The sequence below is a fragment of the Streptomyces sp. NPDC023838 genome, assembly GCF_040639555.1.
GTDB lineage: Bacteria > Actinomycetota > Actinomycetes > Streptomycetales > Streptomycetaceae > Streptomyces.
In genome coordinates this window covers 429,731-447,405 of sequence record NZ_JBFAAD010000002.1, presented here as the reverse complement: position 1 = coordinate 447,405, position 17,675 = coordinate 429,731, and the positions used below count along the sequence as shown (strand labels likewise).

The 17,675-nt window shown below is 73.5% G+C and carries 14 protein-coding genes, 1 rRNA gene and 1 pseudogene; 12 read left to right on the top strand and 4 right to left on the bottom strand.

Features of this window, described 5'->3' with window-relative positions; translation table 11 throughout:
- Positions 1 to 171: 171 nt before the first annotated feature.
- The 3 genes and pseudogenes from rrf to AB0G17_RS04285 all read left to right on the top strand — a co-directional run bounded on the left by rrf (position 172) and on the right by AB0G17_RS04285 (position 2,788).
- Positions 172 to 288 (top strand): 5S ribosomal RNA (rrf, locus tag AB0G17_RS04295).
- A 139-nt stretch (positions 289 to 427) separates the two neighbouring features.
- Positions 428 to 1,399 (top strand): annotated as a pseudogene (locus AB0G17_RS04290) (hypothetical protein); the annotation flags it as partial.
- Between the two features lie 522 nt (positions 1,400 to 1,921).
- Positions 1,922 to 2,788, top strand: a complete 867-nt coding sequence (locus tag AB0G17_RS04285; protein ID WP_361375362.1) for a hypothetical protein — start codon at positions 1,922 to 1,924, stop codon at positions 2,786 to 2,788.
- Between the two features lie 109 nt (positions 2,789 to 2,897).
- Here the strand turns inward: AB0G17_RS04285 and AB0G17_RS04280 are convergent, their stop codons facing one another.
- Entirely contained in the window at positions 2,898 to 4,196 is a 1,299-nt protein-coding gene (locus tag AB0G17_RS04280; protein WP_361375301.1) for a DUF1015 domain-containing protein, read from the bottom strand.
- 72 nt (positions 4,197 to 4,268) lie between these two features.
- Here AB0G17_RS04280 and AB0G17_RS04275 point away from each other — a divergent pair, with 72 nt between their 5' ends.
- From AB0G17_RS04275 to AB0G17_RS04260, 4 genes are all read left to right on the top strand, one after another.
- Positions 4,269 to 5,297, top strand: a complete 1,029-nt coding sequence (locus tag AB0G17_RS04275) for an HAD hydrolase-like protein (protein ID WP_361375299.1) — start codon at positions 4,269 to 4,271, stop codon at positions 5,295 to 5,297.
- 331 nt (positions 5,298 to 5,628) lie between these two features.
- Complete coding sequence (locus AB0G17_RS04270) at positions 5,629 to 6,687, top strand: iron chelate uptake ABC transporter family permease subunit (protein ID WP_361375297.1); 1,059 nt, start codon at positions 5,629 to 5,631, stop codon at positions 6,685 to 6,687.
- Positions 6,684 to 7,712 carry an iron chelate uptake ABC transporter family permease subunit gene (locus AB0G17_RS04265; RefSeq protein ID WP_361375295.1) on the top strand — a complete coding sequence of 343 codons (1,029 nt, stop codon included), beginning with the start codon at positions 6,684 to 6,686 and terminating at the stop codon, positions 7,710 to 7,712. The genes AB0G17_RS04270 and AB0G17_RS04265 overlap by 4 nt, the downstream gene beginning before the upstream one ends.
- Before the next feature lie 47 nt (positions 7,713 to 7,759).
- Positions 7,760 to 8,563, top strand: coding sequence for an ABC transporter ATP-binding protein (locus AB0G17_RS04260; RefSeq protein ID WP_361375293.1), 804 nt, complete (start codon positions 7,760 to 7,762; stop codon positions 8,561 to 8,563).
- Positions 8,564 to 8,681: 118 nt separating this feature from the next.
- Here AB0G17_RS04260 and AB0G17_RS04255 read toward each other — a convergent pair whose 3' ends face one another.
- Entirely contained in the window at positions 8,682 to 9,029 is a 348-nt protein-coding gene (locus AB0G17_RS04255) for an SCP2 sterol-binding domain-containing protein (protein WP_361375291.1), read from the bottom strand.
- A 42-nt stretch (positions 9,030 to 9,071) separates the two neighbouring features.
- Between AB0G17_RS04255 and AB0G17_RS04250 the strand changes: the two genes are divergently transcribed.
- The 5 genes from AB0G17_RS04250 (at position 9,072) to AB0G17_RS04230 (ending at position 14,518) form a co-directional block, all read left to right on the top strand.
- Positions 9,072 to 9,350 (top strand): hypothetical protein, encoded by a 279-nt coding sequence (locus AB0G17_RS04250; protein WP_329397603.1) that lies wholly within the window; start codon positions 9,072 to 9,074, stop codon positions 9,348 to 9,350.
- A gap of 7 nt (positions 9,351 to 9,357) precedes the next feature.
- Complete coding sequence (locus AB0G17_RS04245) at positions 9,358 to 10,173, top strand: TlyA family RNA methyltransferase (RefSeq protein WP_361375288.1); 816 nt, start codon at positions 9,358 to 9,360, stop codon at positions 10,171 to 10,173.
- A gap of 5 nt (positions 10,174 to 10,178) precedes the next feature.
- Positions 10,179 to 11,129, top strand: a complete 951-nt coding sequence (locus AB0G17_RS04240) for an NAD kinase (RefSeq protein ID WP_361375360.1) — start codon at positions 10,179 to 10,181, stop codon at positions 11,127 to 11,129.
- Positions 11,130 to 11,553: 424 nt separating this feature from the next.
- A complete protein-coding gene (gene recN / locus AB0G17_RS04235; RefSeq protein ID WP_361375358.1) occupies positions 11,554 to 13,272 on the top strand; it encodes a DNA repair protein RecN in 1,719 nt (572 codons plus the stop codon).
- Positions 13,273 to 13,435: 163 nt separating this feature from the next.
- Positions 13,436 to 14,518, top strand: coding sequence for a glycosyltransferase family 4 protein (locus AB0G17_RS04230; protein WP_361375286.1), 1,083 nt, complete (start codon positions 13,436 to 13,438; stop codon positions 14,516 to 14,518).
- 6 nt (positions 14,519 to 14,524) lie between these two features.
- Here the strand turns inward: AB0G17_RS04230 and AB0G17_RS04225 are convergent, their stop codons facing one another.
- Together AB0G17_RS04225 and AB0G17_RS04220 are read right to left on the bottom strand one after the other, a co-directional pair.
- Positions 14,525 to 16,156 carry a PucR family transcriptional regulator gene (locus tag AB0G17_RS04225; protein WP_361375284.1) on the bottom strand — a complete coding sequence of 544 codons (1,632 nt, stop codon included), beginning with the start codon at positions 16,154 to 16,156 and terminating at the stop codon, positions 14,525 to 14,527.
- Positions 16,157 to 16,228: 72 nt separating this feature from the next.
- Positions 16,229 to 17,611, bottom strand: coding sequence for an FAD-binding oxidoreductase (locus tag AB0G17_RS04220; protein ID WP_361375282.1), 1,383 nt, complete (start codon positions 17,609 to 17,611; stop codon positions 16,229 to 16,231).
- Between the last annotated feature and the right edge of the window lie 64 nt (positions 17,612 to 17,675).

The following is a 17,675-nucleotide window of genomic DNA, read 5'->3' as shown; positions in this document are numbered from 1 at the left end:
CCAGATGTGGAAGCCCTGTAAGGGGTGGAGCTGACTGGTACTAATAGGCCGAGGGCTTGTCCTCAGTTGCTCGCGTCCACTGTGTTAGTTCTGAAGCAACGAACAGTTGCTGGCTTTGAGCAGAACCACCTTAATTGAAGAGTGTGCTTGTTCGCTCGAAACCGATAGGGTTTCGGTGGTCATAGCGTTAGGGAAACGCCCGGTTACATTCCGAACCCGGAAGCTAAGCCTTTCAGCGCCGATGGTACTGCAGGGGGGACCCTGTGGGAGAGTAGGACACCGCCGAACAATCTTTCAGGACCCTTGGTCCCAGCGTTCAACGCTGGGACCAAGGGTCCTTTTTTATTTTCGCTTCAACTTTCCGAAGCGCGTCGGGCAGCCGACTGCGCGAGAATGACTGCAGTACCCGAAGACAGGAGTCGCACCGATGTCCACCAACTCTCCCGAGGACCGTCCGCAGCGCGAGTGGCGCAGCCGTGACGGCGGTGACAGGGGCGGCTACCGGGGCGGTCGTGACGACCGTGGTCCGCGCCGTGACGACGACCGTGGTGGTCGTCCCTCCGGCGGCGGTGGCGCTGGCGGCGGCTATGGCCGTCGTGATGACAACCGTGGTGGTGGTACGGGTGGTGGCTTCCGCCGTGACGACCGTGCCCCGCGCCGCGATGACGACCGTGGCGGCCGGCCGACCGGTGGAGGTGGCGGCTACGGCCGTCGCGACGACAACCGTGGCGGCGGGACCGGCGGCGGCTTCCGCCGTGATGACAACCGTGGTGGCACTGGCGGTGGCTTCCGTCGCGATGACAACCGTGGTGGCACTGGCGGTGGCTTCCGTCGTGACGACCGTGGCCCGCGCCGCGATGACGACCGTCCGTCTTTCCGTCGTGATGACGACCGTGGTGGTCGTCCCTCCGGCGGTGGCGGTGGCTACGGTCGCCGTGATGACAACCGTGGTGGTGGTACGGGTGGTGGCTTCCGCCGTGACGACCGTGCCCCGCGCCGCGATGACGACCGTGGCGGCCGGCCCACCGGCGGCGGTGGCGGTTACGGCCGTCGTGACGACAACCGTGGTGGCGGCACCGGTGGCGGCTTCCGCCGTGATGACCGTGCCCCGCGCCGTGACGACGACCGTCCGTCCTTCCGTCGTGATGACGACCGTGGTGGTCGTCCCTCCGGCGGTGGCGGTGGTTACGGCCGTCGTGACGACAACCGTGGTGGCGGTACGGGTGGCGGCTTCCGCCGTGACGACCGTCCCAGCTTCCGTGACGACCGCGGCCCGCGCCGCGACGACGACCGTGGTGGTCGTCCCTCCGGCGGTGGCGGTGGCTACGGCCGTCGTGACGACAACCGTGGTGGCGGCACCGGCGGTGGCTTCCGCCGTGACGACCGTCCGAGCTTCCGTGACGACCGTCGTGACGACCGTGGCCCGCGCCGTGATGACGACCGCGGTGGTCGCCCCTCCGGCGGTGGCGGTGGCTACGGCCGTCGTGATGACAGCCGTGGCGGTACGGGTGGCGGCTTCCGCCGCGACGACCGCCCGAGCTTCCGCGACGACCGCCGCGACGACCGCGGCCCGCGCCGTGATGACGACCGTCCCTCCTTCCGCCGTGACGACGACCGTGGCGGCCGTCCCTCCGGCGGTGGCTTCCGCCGTGATGACAGGCGCGACGACCGTGGTCCCCGTCGTGATGACGACCGTGGCCCCCGTCGTGACGACCGCCGCGACGACCGTCCCGGCTTCCGTCGGGACGACCGTGGTCCGCGCCGCGACGACGACCGTGGTGGCTACCGCGGCCGAGACGACCGTGGCGACCGCGGCGGGTTCCGTGGCGGCGACGACCGCCGTGAGCGCGACCGCGACCGCGAGCCGATCAAGCGTCTGCCCATCGACGAGGACGTCACGGGCAACGAGATCGACGAGGACGTGCGTCAGGAGCTGCTGAGCCTGCCCAAGACCCTCGCCGAGGACGTCGCCCAGAACCTGGTCATGGTGGCCCGGCTGATCGACGAGGACCCCGAGCAGGCGTACGCGTACTCGCGCATCGCCCTGCGGCTCGCCTCCCGTGTGGCGGCGGTCCGCGAGGCGGCCGGGTTCGCGGCGTACGCGACGCAGAAGTACTCCGAGGCGCTGGCCGAGTTCCGGGCCGCGCGGCGGATGACCGGGCACGTCGAGCTGTGGCCCGTCATGGCCGACTGTGAGCGCGGCATGGGCCGGCCCGAGCGCGCGCTCGAGATGGCCGGTGCGCCGGAGGTGCAGAAGCTCGACAAGGCGAGCCAGGTCGAGATGCGCCTGGTCGCGGCCGGGGCGCGGCGGGACCTGGGGCAGCTGGACGCCGCCATCGTGACCCTGCAGAGCCCGGAGCTGGCGTCGAACTCGGTGCAGCCGTGGACCGCGCGTCTGCGGTACGCGTACGCGGACGCGCTGCTCGCCGCCGGGCGTGAGGACGAGGCGCGCGAGTGGTTCGCCAAGGCGCTGGAGTCCGACAAGGACGGCGCCACCGACGCCTCCGACCGGCTGGCCGAGATGGACGGCGTGGACTTCGTGGACGCCCTCGACGAGGAGCAGGCCGACGCCGACCTCCTCGACGAGCCGGACACCGACGTCGCCGAGGCCGCCGACGAGTCGGACAGCCTGCCGGACGAGGACGAGGACGAGGACGAGGACGAGGTTCGCGCCGACGAGGACGAGGTTCGCGCCGACGTGGACGCCGATGACCTCGACGATGACTTCGACGAGGCGGAGGCCGAGGCGGAGGCTGACGCCGACAAGGGCCCGGCCGACAAGGCCTGACCTCCCGTAGGCAGTTGAGAAGCAGGTGACAAAGGGCGGCACCCCGGCCGGGGTGCCGCCCTTTTGCGTATCCGAGGTAGCCGGGAGGGTAACCGGCTCAGTTCACGACTCAGTTGACCGTCAGGCTCCGCAGCACCAGACCCGTTGCCGGCTTCGGGCCGAAGGACGTCGACTTGCGGGGCATCGTGACGCCCTGGCGGGCCAGGTCCCGGACGACCTCCTCGCGTACGGGATGCATGAGCACCGCCGTTCCGCCGCGCCGTTCCGCCTGTTCGACGGCGGCCGCCGTGTCGTGGATGTACATGATGTGCTCGGGCGCGTCCGGGATGCGCCACACGTGGTCCAGGAGCGTGGAGTGGAGCACGGTCGCGTCCAGGTCGCGCCAGGCCTGCGGGCGGTCCGTGCGGACGGTGCGGGCGAGCAGGTCCGTGTCGGGGCGGTCCAGGAGGTGGAAGCGGCCGTCGCCCGCCAGCAGGAACGCGTTGCCCGACGCGCTCGCCTCCGCGAGGACGTCGAGTGCGTCGGGCAGCGGCACCGCGAGCGTACGGATGCGGAAGGCACCGGTTTCGGCCACCGCGGCCAGCGCGTCGCTGACCGGAAGCCGGTGCAGCAGCCGGTGGATGGCGCGCACCCGCAGCGGATAGCGGCCCGTGTCGACGAGCAGGACCAGGCCGAAGTCCCAGGGGCCCGGCGCCGACTGCTCGGAGCGCAGCCGCAGATAGGTCGCCCAGCGGTGATGGCCGTCGGCGATCACCGCCTGGTGGTGGGCGAGCTCCGTCTGGATCTCGGTGAGGTCGGCGGGGTCCGTGACCGCCCAGAGCCGGTGGCTGTAGCCGTCCTCGGTGGTCGTCGCGAGCAGCGGCTCGCGCCGTACGGTCCGCTCGATGACCGCGCCCGCGCCCGCCGGTGTGCTGCCGTTGGCGTTCGCGTCGCCGCGGTACGTCAGGAGCAGCGGCTCGAAGTGCGCGGCGGTCGTCCGCATCAGGTCGGCGCGGTCCTCGACGACGTGCGGCATCACGTCCTCGTGCGGCAGCACCACGCCCTCGGAGGGCTCCGAGAGGGCCAGCGCCCCGATGAGGCCGCGCTGGAGCAGCCCGCCGCCGTGCTGTTCGTACACGTACAGCGCGGGCTCCGGGTCCGGGGCGAGGACGCCCTCGGAGAGCCAGTCCTCGAGGGTGAGCGCGGCCTGCTGGTGCCGTGCGGTGGGCGTGGCGGCCTGCGGGAGGATCAGCCGGACGATGTTGTACGGGTCCGCCGACTCCAGGTGGAGGAGGCCGTCGGGCCGCACCACCACGTCGTACGGCGGGGAGGTCACGGCCGCGAGGCTGCCGACGCGCTCGGGTACATAGCGCAGGCCTCGGAAGGGGATCAGGCGCAGCCCGTCGTCCGTACGCCCAGTTGTGGTCATTGGTGCATGGTAAGTGGGGTGCGGGCATGCGCGATGATCGGGGGGAGAGCGTCGAGCGAGGAGTGGATGAGGATGAGCCAGCCGAGCAGGACCCGGCCGAGCGGCAGCGCGGGGGCGCTGAGCGAGGCGTACGACACGGCTCTGCTGGATCTTGACGGGGTGGTGTACGCGGGCGGTGAGGCGATCGCGCACGCGGTCGACTCGCTGGGCACGGCGCGCGAGGGCGGGATGCACCTCGCGTACGTCACCAACAACGCGCTGCGGACGCCGGACGCGGTGGCGGCGCACCTCACGGAGCTCGGGGTGCCGGCCGCGCCCGGCGATGTGATCACCTCGGCGCAGGCGGTGGCGCGGCTGATCTCCGAGCAGGTGCCGGAGGGTTCGCGGGTGCTGGTGATCGGCGGGGAGGGGCTGCGGGTGGCGCTGCGCGAGCGCGGGCTCGTGCCGGTGGAGTCGGCCGAGGACGCGCCGGTGGCCGTGGTGCAGGGGTACGGCGGGCCCGATCTGGCCTGGGGCAGGTTCGCCGAGGCGTGTTACGCGATCGCGGCCGGGGCGCCGTGGTTCGCGTCCAACACCGATCTGACGATCCCGAGCGGGCGGGGTATCGCGCCGGGCAACGGGGCGGCGGTGGAGGTGGTGCGGATCGCGACCGGCGCCGAGCCGCAGGTGGCCGGGAAGCCGTTGCCCCCGATGCACCGGGAGACGATCCTGCGGACGGGTGCGCGCAAGCCGCTGGTGGTGGGGGACCGGCTGGACACGGACATCGAGGGGGCGTTCAACGGCGAGGTGGACTCGCTGCTCGTCCTCACCGGGGTGACCGACGGCGCCCAGCTGTTGGCCGCTCGGCCCGAGCACCGGCCGACGTTCGTGGACGCGGATCTGCGGGGGATGCTGACCGGCCAGCCGGAAGTGGCTGAAAATGACGGTGAGTTCGGGTGCGGCGGGTGGACGGCGGCCGTACGCGACGCGGCGTTCGCCCTGGACGGCGACGGCGAGCCGCTGGACGGCCTGCGCGCGCTGTGCGCGGCGGCGTGGACGCACGCGGGCGAGGGTGTGTGCGAGCTGGATGCGGGGAAGGTGCTGGGGCGGCTGGGGTTCTGACTCCGGGCAGGGCCCTGGAGTCGGCCGCTGGGCGAAGACCGTCGGCCGTTGGGCGAAGACCGTCGGCCGTTGGGCGAAGACCTTCGGCTGCTCGACGTGGACCGGCGGGCGCTCGGTGAGGACCGTCGGCCATTCGGCGGGAGCAGTCGGGCGCCCGGCGGGGGCCGTTGGTCGTTCGGCGTGGACCATAGGCCCCCCGGCGAGGACATCGGCCGCCCCGCCCGCGGACATCGGCCGCCCGGCAGGGGCCGTCGGTCGGTCGGCGTACACCGGACGCTCGATGATCAAGGGCTCTGTCGAGCGCTTCGCAGGGTAGGCTAACCTAACTTGCGTGTTGGTAGACAGCCCTTCGAAGCCGAGCGCGGAGACCGCCCCCGCGCCCCCGACCGCCACCGCCCGGCGGCACGCCCTGCGCGCCGCCGGACTGCTCGCGGCCCTCGGGGTCCTGGCCCTCGTGGCCCTCGCGAGCATCGCGGTCGGCGCCAAACAGATCCCGCTCGCGGACGTCTGGCACGGGCTGTTCCACTACTCCGGCACCACCGACGACGTCATCGTCCACGACACCCGGGTGCCCCGTACCCTGCTCGGGCTGCTCGTCGGGGCCGCGCTCGGCGTCTCCGGCGCGGTGATGCAGGCGCTCACCCGCAACCCGCTGGCCGAGCCCGGCATCCTCGGCGTCAGCGCGGGTGCGTCCGCCGCCGTGGTCTCGGCGATCAGCTTCTTCGGTGTCACCAGCCTGACCGGCTACGTCTGGTTCGCCTTCGTCGGCGCGGCGGTCGTCTCGGCGCTGGTGTACGTCCTGGGCGGCAGCCGGTCCGCCACCCCGGTCCGGCTCGCGCTCGCGGGGACGGCTGCCACGGCCGCGCTGTACGGGTACATCAACGCCGTGCAGCTGATGGACTCGGCCGCGCTCGACCGGCTGCGGTTCTGGTCGGTCGGCTCGCTGGCCTCCGCCAACGCGGACACGGTCACCGAGATCGCGCCGTTCGTGGTGGCCGGGCTGGTGCTCGCCGCGCTCATCGCCCGGCCGCTCAACGCGATGGCCCTGGGCGACGACACCGCCCGCGCGCTGGGCGCCCATCTCACGCGTACCCGCGTCCTGTCGATGGTCACTGTCACGCTGCTGTGCGGGGCCGCGACCGCCGCCTGCGGGCCGATCGTCTTCATCGGCCTGATGGTCCCGCACGTCGTCCGCGCCATCACCGGGCCCGACATGCGCTGGATCCTGCCGTACGCGGCCGTCCTCTCGCCGGTGCTGCTGCTCGGCTCCGACGTGGTCGGCCGGGTGATCACCCGGCCCTCCGAGCTCCAGGTGGGCATCGTCACGGCGCTGATCGGCGGACCCGTGTTCATCTTTCTCGTCCGCCGCAAGAGGATGGCTCAGCTGTGAAGGCCGTACGCACGCCCGGGGGTTACTCCTTCCGGGCCGACCCCCGCTCGCTGGTCGTCGTCGTGGCGCTGCTGGTCGCGGCGCTCGCGGCGGGCGTGGTCCTCGTCGGCAGCGGCGACTTCGACATCGCGCCGCTCGACGTCCTCCGTACGCTCTTCGGCTCCGGCACCCCCCAGCAGGACTTCATCGTCAACGAGCTGCGGCTACCCCGGGTGCTGGTGGGGCTGCTCGTGGGTGCCGCGCTCGGCATCTCGGGCGCGGTCTTCCAGTCCATCTCCCGCAATCCGCTGGGCAGTCCGGACATCATCGGCTTCGGGCAGGGGTCGTCGGTCGGCGCCCTCGTCGTCATCGTCTGGTTCGGGGGCAGCGCCACCCAGGTCGCGGTCGGCGCGCTGCTCGGCGGGCTGGCGACCGGGGTCGCGGTCTACCTGCTCGCCTGGAAGAAGGGCGTGCACGGCTACCGCCTGGTGCTCGTCGGCATCGGCGCCGCCGCGATGCTCACCGCCTGCATCCAGTACCTGCTCACCAAGGCCCAACTGGTCGACGCGACCCGGGCCATGGTGTGGCTGACCGGTTCGCTCGACGGGCGGGACTGGGCGCAGGTGTGGCCGCTGCTCGCGCTGTTCGCGGTGCTGCTGCCGGTGATCCTCGCGTACGGACGGCCGCTGCGGATGCTGGAGATGGGCGACGACGCGGCGTACGCGCTCGGCGTGCCCGTCCAGCGGACCCGGACCGTGCTGATGCTCGCCGCCGTACTCCTCAACGCCGCCGGGACAGCGGCCGCCGGGCCGATCTCCTTCGTGGCGCTGACCGCGCCGCAGCTCGCCCGCCGCCTCACCCGGGCCACCGGGCCCAACATCCTGGCCTCCGGCTGCATGGGCGCGACCCTGCTCGTCACCGCGGACTGGGCCTCCCAGCGGCTGTTCGGCGAGAGCAAGCTGCCGGTGGGCGTGGTGACCGGCGTGGTCGGCGGCCTCTATCTGCTGTGGCTGCTGGTCACCGAGCGCAAGGCGGGCCGGATATGAGCGGCCCGCACGTCCCCCACCCCCGTACGGACTCCAGGAGTACGAGCATGCAGCGCCTCAGCGCCGATTCGGTGACCCTCGGCTACGACCAGCGGGTGATCGCCGAGGACCTGTCGGTGGAGATCCCGGACCACTCGTTCACGGTCGTCGTCGGCCCCAACGCCTGCGGCAAGTCCACGCTGCTCCGCGCCCTGTCGCGGATGCTGAAGCCCAGCGCGGGGCGGGTGCTGCTCGACGGGCAGACCATCCACTCGATGCCCGCGAAGAAGGTCGCCAGGACGCTCGGGCTGCTGCCCCAGTCGTCGATCGCGCCGGACGGGATCACCGTCGCGGACCTGGTCGCGCGCGGCCGCTACCCGCACCAGGGGCTGCTGCGGCAGTGGTCGCCCGAGGACGAGCGGATCGTCCAGGAGTCGATGGACGCCACCGGCGTGGGCGAGCTGGGGGAGCGGTACGTCGACGAGCTGTCGGGCGGGCAGCGCCAGCGGGTGTGGATCGCGATGGCGCTGGCCCAGCAGACGCCGCTGCTGCTGCTCGACGAGCCGACGACGTTCCTGGACATCCAGCACCAGATAGAGGTCCTGGACCTGTGCGCCGAGCTGCACGAGTCCCAGGGGCGCACGCTGGTCGCGGTGCTGCACGACCTCAACCAGGCGGCCCGGTACGCCACGCATCTGATCGCGATGCGCGGCGGCGAGATCGTGGCCGAGGGCCCGCCGTCGCGGATCGTCACGGCGGAGCTGGTGCGGGAGGTGTTCGGGGTCCGCTGCCAGGTGATCGACGACCCGGAGACGGGCACGCCGCTGGTGGTACCGGCGGCGCGGCAGCGGGACGCGGCGGCGGTGTCCTGACGGACGCGCGGGCGCCGGATTCGTACGGCTTTCGTACGGCTTTCGCGCGGCTTTCGTACGGCTTTCGTGCGACCTGAAGGAGCCGGTTCGCTACAGCGGCGTCCGCAGCCCGAGTCGCCTACAGCAGCGTCCGCAGCCTGAGCAGGTCGCGGAACCCCGCCTCCAGGCGGACCCGGCCCGACGTCCACGCCCGCGCGAAGTTCAGCTCACCCGCGACCATCGCCACCAGGTCGTCGCCCTTCATGGCGAGGCGGATCTGGGCGCGCTCGGTCGGCGGACCGTCCAGCGTCCGCTCGATCTCGATGCGGCCGTCCCGCAGGTGCCCGGTGAACGTACCGTCCAGGTCCGTGATGTGGCAGCTCAGCGAGCGGTCGAGGGCGGCCGCTGCGCGCACGTCGCCGTCCGCGCGGGCCAGGTTGCCGGAAAGTTCGTCGAGTGCCGCGCGGCACTCCTCCATCGTCGCCATCGTGATCGACCGTACCGCAGGCGCACGCGGTAGCGTCTTGGCATGAGCGACTTGATGCCGGAGCCCGAGGCGGAGGCCGGCGCGCACGACGACCCCGTCGGCCCGGCACCCCTGGACGTGCCCCGCGAGCCCACCGGCGACCCCCGGGTGGACGCCCTGGTCGAGCGTCTGGCGGACGTCGACCACCTCGATACGGACGGACACGTCGAGGTGTACGAGGATGTACACGGGGGGCTGCGCGAGACGCTGAGCGCGCTCGACGCCCGCCCGGGGCCGCCGGTCCCGTCCCCCGCGTCACATACGTACGACAACAGGAGCTGAACCGAACGTGGCAGGAGTGGCACGCCGCCGCCTCGACGCCGAGCTGGTCCGCCGGAAGCTCGCCCGGTCCCGTGAGCACGCCGCGCAGCTGATCGCCGCCGGGCGGGTGACGGTCGGCGGCAACACCGCCACCAAGTCCGCCACCCAGGTCGAGACCGCCGCCGCCATCGTCGTCGCCCAGGACGACAGCGACCCGGACTACGTCTCGCGCGGCGGCCACAAGCTGGCCGGCGCGCTGGCGGCGTTCGTCCCCCAGGGGCTGAAGGTCGAGGGGCGCCGGGCGCTGGACGCGGGCGCCTCCACCGGCGGCTTCACGGACGTGCTGCTGCGCTCGGGCGCGGGGCACGTGGTGGCGGTGGACGTCGGGTACGGACAGCTCGCCTGGTCCCTTCAGAGTGACGACCGGGTCACCGTCAAGGACCGGACGAACGTACGGGAGTTGACGCTCGACGACATCGACGGCGAGCCGGTCGACCTGGTGGTGGGGGACCTGTCCTTCATCGCGCTGGGGCTTGTGCTGCCCGCGCTGGTGCGGTGCTGCGCGCCCGGCGCGGACCTGGTGCTCATGGTCAAGCCGCAGTTCGAGATCGGCAAGGACCGGCTCGGCAGCGGCGGTGTGGTGCGCAGCCCGGAGCTGCGGGCCGAGACCGTGCGCACGGTGGCCGGGCAGGCTGCCGCGCTCGGGCTCGGTGTGCTGGGGGTCACGGCCAGCCCCCTGCCCGGACCCTCCGGCAATGTCGAATACTTTCTGTGGCTGCGGGCCGGGGCGCCCGCGCTGGATCCGGCTGATGTCGAGCGTGCAGTGGCGGAGGGACCTAGTTGAGCTCGTTGGGGAACGCGGAGGAGAGGCGCGCGGGGGACGGCGTGGGCGAGCGGGGTGCGGAGCGCACGGTGTTCCTGCTCGCGCACACCGGGCGGCCCGCCGCCATCCGCAGCGCGGAGCTGGTGGTACGGGGACTGCTGCGCTGCGGCATCGGGGTGCGGGTCCTGGAGGCGGAGGCGGCCGACATTCCGCTGCCGGAGTCGGAAGCCGTACAAACGGTCAAGGAGGCGACTCCGCAGTGCCTCGACGGGTGTGAGCTGCTGATCGTGCTCGGCGGGGACGGGACGCTGCTGCGCGGCGCCGAGTTCGCGCGGGCGTCCGGGGTGCCGATGCTCGGCGTCAACCTCGGCCGGGTCGGGTTCCTCGCCGAGGCGGAGCGGGACGACCTGGACAAGGTCGTGGACCGGGTGGTCACGCGCTCCTACGAGGTCGAGGAGCGGATGACCCTCGACGTCGTGGTGCACAGCAACGGCGATGTGGTGCACACCGACTGGGCGCTGAACGAGGCCGCCGTGCAGAAGGTGTCGCCCGAGCGGATGCTCGAGGTCGTCCTGGAGATCGACGGGCGGCCGGTGACCGGGTTCGGCTGCGACGGGATCGTGTACGCGACGCCGACCGGGTCGACGGCGTACGCCTTCTCGGCGGGTGGGCCGGTGGTGTGGCCGGAGGTCGAGGCGCTGCTGATGGTGCCGATCAGCGCGCACGCGCTGTTCGCCAAGCCGCTGGTGACGTCGCCGACTTCGGTGCTGGCGGTGGAGGTGCAGCCGCATACGCCGCACGGGGTGCTGTGGTGTGACGGGCGGCGTACGGTCGAGCTGCCGCCGGGGGCTCGGGTGGAGGTCCGTCGGGGGGCCGTGCCGGTGCGTCTGGCGCGGCTGCACCATGCGTCGTTCACGGACCGGTTGGTGGCGAAGTTCGCGCTGCCGGTGAGTGGGTGGCGGGGCGCGCCGCACTGAGGTTTTGAGCCCCTCCCCGCCCCTCCCCTGAACCCTCCGGGGGTGGGTGGGGGTGGGGGTGGTTTCCCGGGGGCTTCGCCCCCGGACCCCCTTGCGGGGCCTGCACCCCGCTGTCTTCGGCTGCGGGCCGCATGTGGCTGGTCGGGCCCACGCGGCGGAGCCGCACATGTCACAGCCCCGCACCCCTGCAGGGGCGCCCCGACGGGGCGCATTCAGGGGCGCGGGGAACTGCGCGAGCAACCCAGCACGGTCCGCAGACGAACGAGGGCCCCCGGAGGCCACGCGGCGGAGCCGCAAGTGTCACAGCGGGAAGGGGCGAGGTAGGGGGCAAAAGCGGCACGCGGGTCAATCGGGAGCGTGAGCCTGTGGGGGGCGTCGCACGGCAGGGCTCGGACCTCGTAAGGTCGGGGGCGTGTTGGAGGAGATGCGGATACGGTCGCTCGGGGTCATCGACGACGCTGTCGTCGAGCTGTCGCCCGGGTTCACCGCGGTGACCGGCGAGACCGGTGCTGGCAAGACCATGGTCGTCACCAGCCTGGGGCTGCTGCTCGGCGGGCGCGCCGACCCCGCCCTGGTGCGGATCGGCGCCAAGTCGGCGGTCGTCGAGGGACGGATCGCGCTGCGCGCGGGCGCCACCGCGGCGATCCGCGCGGAGGAGGCCGGGGCCGAGCTCGACGAGGGTGCGCTGCTGGTCAGCCGTACCGTCTCGGCGGAGGGCCGCTCACGGGCGTTCCTCGGCGGACGTTCCGTGCCGGTCGGCGTGCTCGCGGAGCTGGCCGACGACCTCGTCGCCGTTCATGGGCAGACCGATCAGCAGGGGCTGCTGCGCCCCGCCCGGCAGCGCGAGGCGCTCGACCGGTATGCCGGGGACGCCGTGGCCGGGCCGCTGGCCAAGTACGCGGAGGCGTACCGGCGGCTGCGGGCCGTCGCCGGGGAGCTGGAGGAGCTGACCACGCGGGCGCGCGAGCGGGCGCAGGAAGCCGACCTGCTGCGGTTCGGGCTCGACGAGATCGCGGCGGTCGAGCCGTTGCCCGGCGAGGACACCGAACTCGCCGCCGAGGCCGGGCGGCTCGGCCACGCCGAGGCGCTCGCGTCCGCCGCCGCCCTCGCGCACGCCGCCCTCGCGGGCAACCCCGAGGACCCGGAGAGCGTCGACGCGACCACCCTGGTGGCGGGCGCGCACCGGGCCCTGGAGGCCGTACGGTCGCACGACCCCGCCCTCGCCGCGCTCGCCGAGCGCATCGGCGAGGTAGGGATCCTGCTCGGCGACGTGGCGGGCGAGCTCGCCGGATACGCGGACGACCTGGACGCCGACCCCCTGCGGCTCGCGGCCGTGGAGGAGCGGCGGGCGGCGCTGACCGCGCTCACCCGTAAGTACGGGGAGGACATCGAGGCCGTCCTCGCCTGGGCGCAGCAGAGTGCCGCGCGGCTGACCGAGCTCGACGGTGACGACGACCGGATCGGCGAGCTGACCGCCGAGCGGAACGGGCTGCGCGGTGAACTCTCCGTGCTGGCCCAGGAGTTGAGCGACGCGCGCACCGAGGCCGCGGCCCGCTTCGCGGACGCGGTGACGGCCGAGCTGGCGTCGCTCGCGATGCCGCACGCGCGGGTGTCGTTCGCGGTACGGCAGGTGGAGGACCCCGAGGGCGTCGAGGTGGACGGGCGGACCGTCGCGTACGGGCCGACCGGCGCGGACGAGGTGGAGCTGCTGCTCGCCCCACACCCGGGCGCCCCGGCCCGGCCGATCGCCAAGGGCGCCTCGGGCGGTGAGCTCTCCCGGGTGATGCTCGCGGTCGAGGTGGTCTTCGCGGGTACGGACCCGGTGCCCACGTACCTCTTCGACGAGGTCGACGCGGGCGTCGGCGGCCGGGCGGCGGTCGAGATCGGCCGGCGGCTCGCGAAGCTCGCCAAGTCGGCGCAGGTCGTCGTGGTGACCCATCTGCCCCAGGTCGCGGCCTTCGCCGACCGCCAGCTCCTGGTGGAGAAGACCAACGACGGCACGGTCACCCGGTCCGGCGTCACCGTCCTGGAGGGTGAGGACCGCGTCCGCGAGCTCTCCCGGATGCTGGCGGGCCAGGAGGACTCCGAGACCGCCCGGGCCCACGCGGAGGAGCTGCTGGCGACGGCGCGGGCCGAAGGGTAGGTTCGCGCCCCGCCCGGCGGTTCACCCGTGTGGGTGGTCCACCGGGCCGGTCCGCCGCCTGTCGACACGGGGAAACGTCCGGACGGGGGCGGAACGTCCGTGCGGGCTGGCATCCTTGGCCGGGGTCCACACCGGCCCACCGCCGACCCGGGAGCCTGTTCACGTGTCACAGCTGCGTACGGTCCAAGTGCTGGGCGGCGGCAGCGCGGGCAGCAGCGCGCATGTGCGCTCGCTGGCGGCGGGCCTCGCCGCGCGGGGCGTGCGGGTCACCGTCTGTGCTCCCGCCTCGCTGGAGCGCGAGTTCGACTTCCGGGGCGCGGGCGCCCACTTCGTCCCGGTGCCCCGGCGCGGCGACCCGGTGGCGGTCGGCGCCCTGCGGGCGGTCTGCGCCGGCGCGGACGTGGTGCACGCGCACGGGCTGCACGCGGCCGTACGCAGCGCCCTCGCCCTCGGCGGGCGGCGGGCGATCCCCCTCGTCGTCACCTGGCACATCGGCTTCCACGCCGAGGGCGCCAGGGGCCGGGTGCTGCGGATGCTGGAGCGGCGGGCGGCACGTGCGGCCGCCGTGGTGCTCGGCACCTCCTCGGACCTGGTCGACCGCGCCCGGCGGCGCGGCGCCCGGGACGCCCGGCTCGCCGCGGTCGCGGTGCCCGGGCCCCATACGCCCGTCCCGGACGGCAAGGCGCGGGCCGAACTCGGCGCCGTGGAGCGGCCGTTGCTCATGGCCGTCGGCAGCCTGGTCGAGCACCGGGGGTACGACGTGCTGCTGGACGCCGCCCACCGCTGGAAGGCGCTCGATCCCGTACCGCTGCTGGCGATCGCGGGGGAGGGCCGGCAGCGGGCCGCGCTCCAGCGGCGCATCGAGGCCGAGGCGCTGCCCGTGAAGCTGCTCGGCCGGCGCGACGACGTCACCGAGCTGCTGGCCGCCGCCGACGTGGCGGTGCTCGCGAGCCGCTGGGAAGGGCGCTCGCTGCTGGCCCAGGAGGCGCTGCGGCTCGGGGTGCCGCTGGTCGCGACCGCCGTGGGCGGGGTGCCGGAGCTCGTCGGGGACGCGGCCGAGCTGGTGACCTACGGGGACGCGGCGGCGCTCGGGGACGCCGTGGCGCGGCTGCTTGCCGACCCCGGCCGGCGCCGCGAGCTCGCCGAGGCCGGACTCGTCCAGGCGGCGGACTGGCCCACCGAGGACGAGACGGTGGCTCAAGTGCTCAGTGTGTACGACGAATTGACGCAGCGTCATGGAGGGTGAGCGTCGTTACGGGACGTGGCGGCGGGCCCTCAGTGCCAGGGAAAGCGCCAGGACCGTCTGCGGGTCGTCCAGGTCCGTGCCGAGCAGCTCCGCGATCCGGGCCAGCCGGTTGTAGAGCGTCTGCCGGTTGAGGTGCAGCTCGCGGGCCGTCTCCGCCTTGCGTCCCGCGTGCGCCAGATAGGTCTCCAGAGTGGGGAGCAGCGGCGGGCGCGAGGCCGCGTCGTGTGCGCGCAGCGGGCCGATGGCGCGCTCCACGAACGCCGCCAGGTCCGGGTGTTCGCGCAGCCGCCACAGCAGCAGGTCGATGTCCAGGCGCCGCGCGTCGTACCAGGGCCGCTCGGACAGGCCCTGCGCGGCCGCGGCGGTCTCGCCCGCGTGGCGCAGCCCCGCCGAGGCCGCCGCCCAGCCGCCCGCCACCCCGACCACCACCACCGGCTGCGCCCCGGCCCGGGCGAGCCCGGCGCGCTCCACCCCGGCCCGCAGCGCCGCCGCCACCCGGTCGGCGACCGCCGTGCGCTCCGACTCCGAGCGCAGCCCGAGCAGCAGCGGAACCCGGCCCTCCACCGGCCGTACGCCGAGCAGGACCGGCACACCCACCGAGGAGAGCTCCTCCAGGACCGCGCGCGCAAGGACCGCCCAGTTGCCGGTGGGGGAGGACGCCGAGAGTTCTGTCGTCAGCCGCATGACCACCGGCAGCAGTGGGCCCTCGCTCGGCTTGAAGCCCAGCACCTTCGCCTGCGCGGGGGCGTCCTCGGCGGTGATGCGGCCCTCGGCGAGGTCGGTCAGGAAGTCGCCGCGCCCGCGCGCCGCCAGCTCCTCGTCCTGGCGCGCCTGCATCAGCACCACCGCGAGGATGCCCGCGGCCCGCTCCGCCGCCATCCGGTGGACCGGCAGCAGCGGCGCGGCGACGGCGAGCAGGACGAGCCGGGCCCGTACCGCGCCGGTGCCGTGGCCGCCGCCGGGCACGTCCACCAGGACCGCGCCCGTCGGCGGCCCCGACTCGCGCGCCTCGCGCTGGCCGCGCAGCCCCTCCCACACCTGGAGCGGGTCGGCACCCGCCTCGCCGGAGCCGGCGGCCGCGTAGAGCAGCTGGCCGTCCGGGGTCTCCAGGAACACCGGGTTGGCCGTGAAGTCGGCCAGGATCGACAGGACCTGCGGCACGCCGCCGCCCGAGAGCAGCGCGCCCGTACACCGCCGGTGCACCTCCTCGGCGCGCTGGAGCAGGGCGTAGTGGCCGTTGACGATCTCGGTGTGGATCTCCTCGGTCACCGTCACGAACGGGACCTCGCGGTGCAGCGCGACCAGTGGCAGCCCGGCCGCCCGCGCTGTGTCCACGATGGTGGCGGGCAGGCGGCTGAAGCGCGGGCCGAGCTCGACGACCAGGGCGGCGATGCCCCGCTCGGCGAGGCGTCGTACGAAGGCGCGCTGTTCGGCGGGGCGGGTGCCCAGGCCCAGGCCGGTGGTCAGCAGCAGCTCGCCGCCCTTGAGCAGCGAGGCGATGTTGGGGACCTCGCCCGCGTGCACCCAGCGCACGGTGCGGCCCAGGCGCTCGGCCCCGGCGACCACCTCGGGGAGCCCGCCGCGCAGCCCGGGCAGTTCGAGAGCGCGCTGCACGGTGATCCCGCCCTGGCTCTCCAATGGGGTTCACCTCGTGTTTTGTCGTACCGAACGGTGATGCGGGTCACGGTACGACACACTTCTCCGTTTCCGTCAGGCCGGGGCGATGTTGTGGTTGAAGCGGAAGACGTTGTCCGGGTCGTAGGCGCGTTTCACCTCGGCGAGCCGCCGCATGTTCTCGGGGCCGAGGCCGGCGATCACCCGGGCGGGGCCCTCGTCGCCGGTGAAGTTGAGGTAGACCGCGCCGGTCGACCAGGGCTGGACCTTGGCCCGGACGTCCTTGACCCACGCCCGGCAGCGCTCGTCGTCGGCCGGGTCCTCCCAGATCCCGAAGGGGTGCACGGCCCAGGACGCGTCGCGGTAGGGCACCGGGTACTCGGTGGGGCCGTCGGCGATGGCGCCCCCCAGCGGGAAGATCACGTGCTGGGTGCCGGTGGGCGTCGGCAGGGACTCGCCCAGGGCGCAGAAGACGTCCACGAGTTCATCGGGCAGGCCGGTCAGATACTCGGCCGACCAGTAGTTCCGCAGCCCGGTCGGGTCGTCCATCATGCACTGCACGTCCGCGTACGGCATGGCGGTGACGATCTCGACCTCGTGCGGCAGGGCGATCAGCGGCTGGGCGACCTTGCGCATGGCCTCCTCGCCGCCCGCGTACGCCACCAGGGCGCCGCACAGCACCTTGCCGACCAGGTGCTCGGGGATGAACGGCTCGGGCGGCGCGGTCAGGAAGATGACGCCGCCGCTCGCCTCGACCGGCCCGTTCTCCATGATCTCGCGATAGGTCCGCGTCACCTCGCGGGCGTGCTCGGGCAGGTACATCAGCATGGCGATGGCGTACTCGGGCAGATCGTGCAGGCGCAAGGTGATCGAGGTGGCGACGCCGAAGTTGCCGCCGCCGCCGTGCAGCGCCCAGAACAGCTCGGGGTTGTCCTCGGCGCTCGCGGTCACCATGCTGCCGTCGGCGGTGACCAGCTCGACGCCGAGCAGGTTGTCGACGGCCAGCCCGAACGTGCGGTCAAGCCAGCCCGATCCGCCGCCGAGGACGAAGCCGCCGACGCCGGTGGTGGAGGCGCGCCCGCCGGTGGTGGCCAGGCCGTGCGGCTGGGTGGCCCGGTCCAGATGGCTCATGAGGGCGCCGCCCTGGACGCGGACGGCGTGGGCGGCCGGGTGCACGGTCACCTCGTGCATCCGGCGCAGGTCGATGACCAGGCCGTTGTCGTTGAGGGCCTGGCCGGAGACGCTGTGGCCGCCGCCGCGTACGGCGATCTTCAGGTCGAGCTCGCGCGCGAAGCGCACGGCGGTGACCACGTCCGCGTCGGACTCGCACTGGGCGATCACGGCGGGGCGCCGGTCGATCATGGCGTTGAAGACCGTCCGGGCCTCGTCGTAGCCCGGATCGTCCGGAACGAACACGTCACCGGCGAGGTCTTCGCGGAGCTCGGCGAGGGCCGTGCCGGCTTTCGAGGGGGTGGTCATGACACAGCCCCCTTCCTGGAGGGGACAGGACAATTCCACTCTAAGCGGACACCCATGTCAGGGC

Excerpts from the sequence above, each read along its gene's own strand:
- AB0G17_RS04280 (WP_361375301.1), bottom strand. The coding sequence starts at position 4,196 with ATGACCACAACTGGGCGTACGGACGACGGGCTGCGCCTGATCCCCTTC.
- AB0G17_RS04275 (WP_361375299.1), top strand. The coding sequence starts at position 4,269 with ATGAGCCAGCCGAGCAGGACCCGGCCGAGCGGCAGCGCGGGGGCGCTG.
- AB0G17_RS04260 (WP_361375293.1), top strand. The coding sequence starts at position 7,760 with ATGCAGCGCCTCAGCGCCGATTCGGTGACCCTCGGCTACGACCAGCGG.
- AB0G17_RS04255 (WP_361375291.1), bottom strand. The coding sequence starts at position 9,029 with ATGGCGACGATGGAGGAGTGCCGCGCGGCACTCGACGAACTTTCCGGC.
- AB0G17_RS04250 (WP_329397603.1), top strand. The coding sequence starts at position 9,072 with ATGAGCGACTTGATGCCGGAGCCCGAGGCGGAGGCCGGCGCGCACGAC.
- recN (WP_361375358.1), top strand. The coding sequence starts at position 11,554 with ATGCGGATACGGTCGCTCGGGGTCATCGACGACGCTGTCGTCGAGCTG.
- AB0G17_RS04220 (WP_361375282.1), bottom strand. The coding sequence starts at position 17,611 with ATGACCACCCCCTCGAAAGCCGGCACGGCCCTCGCCGAGCTCCGCGAA.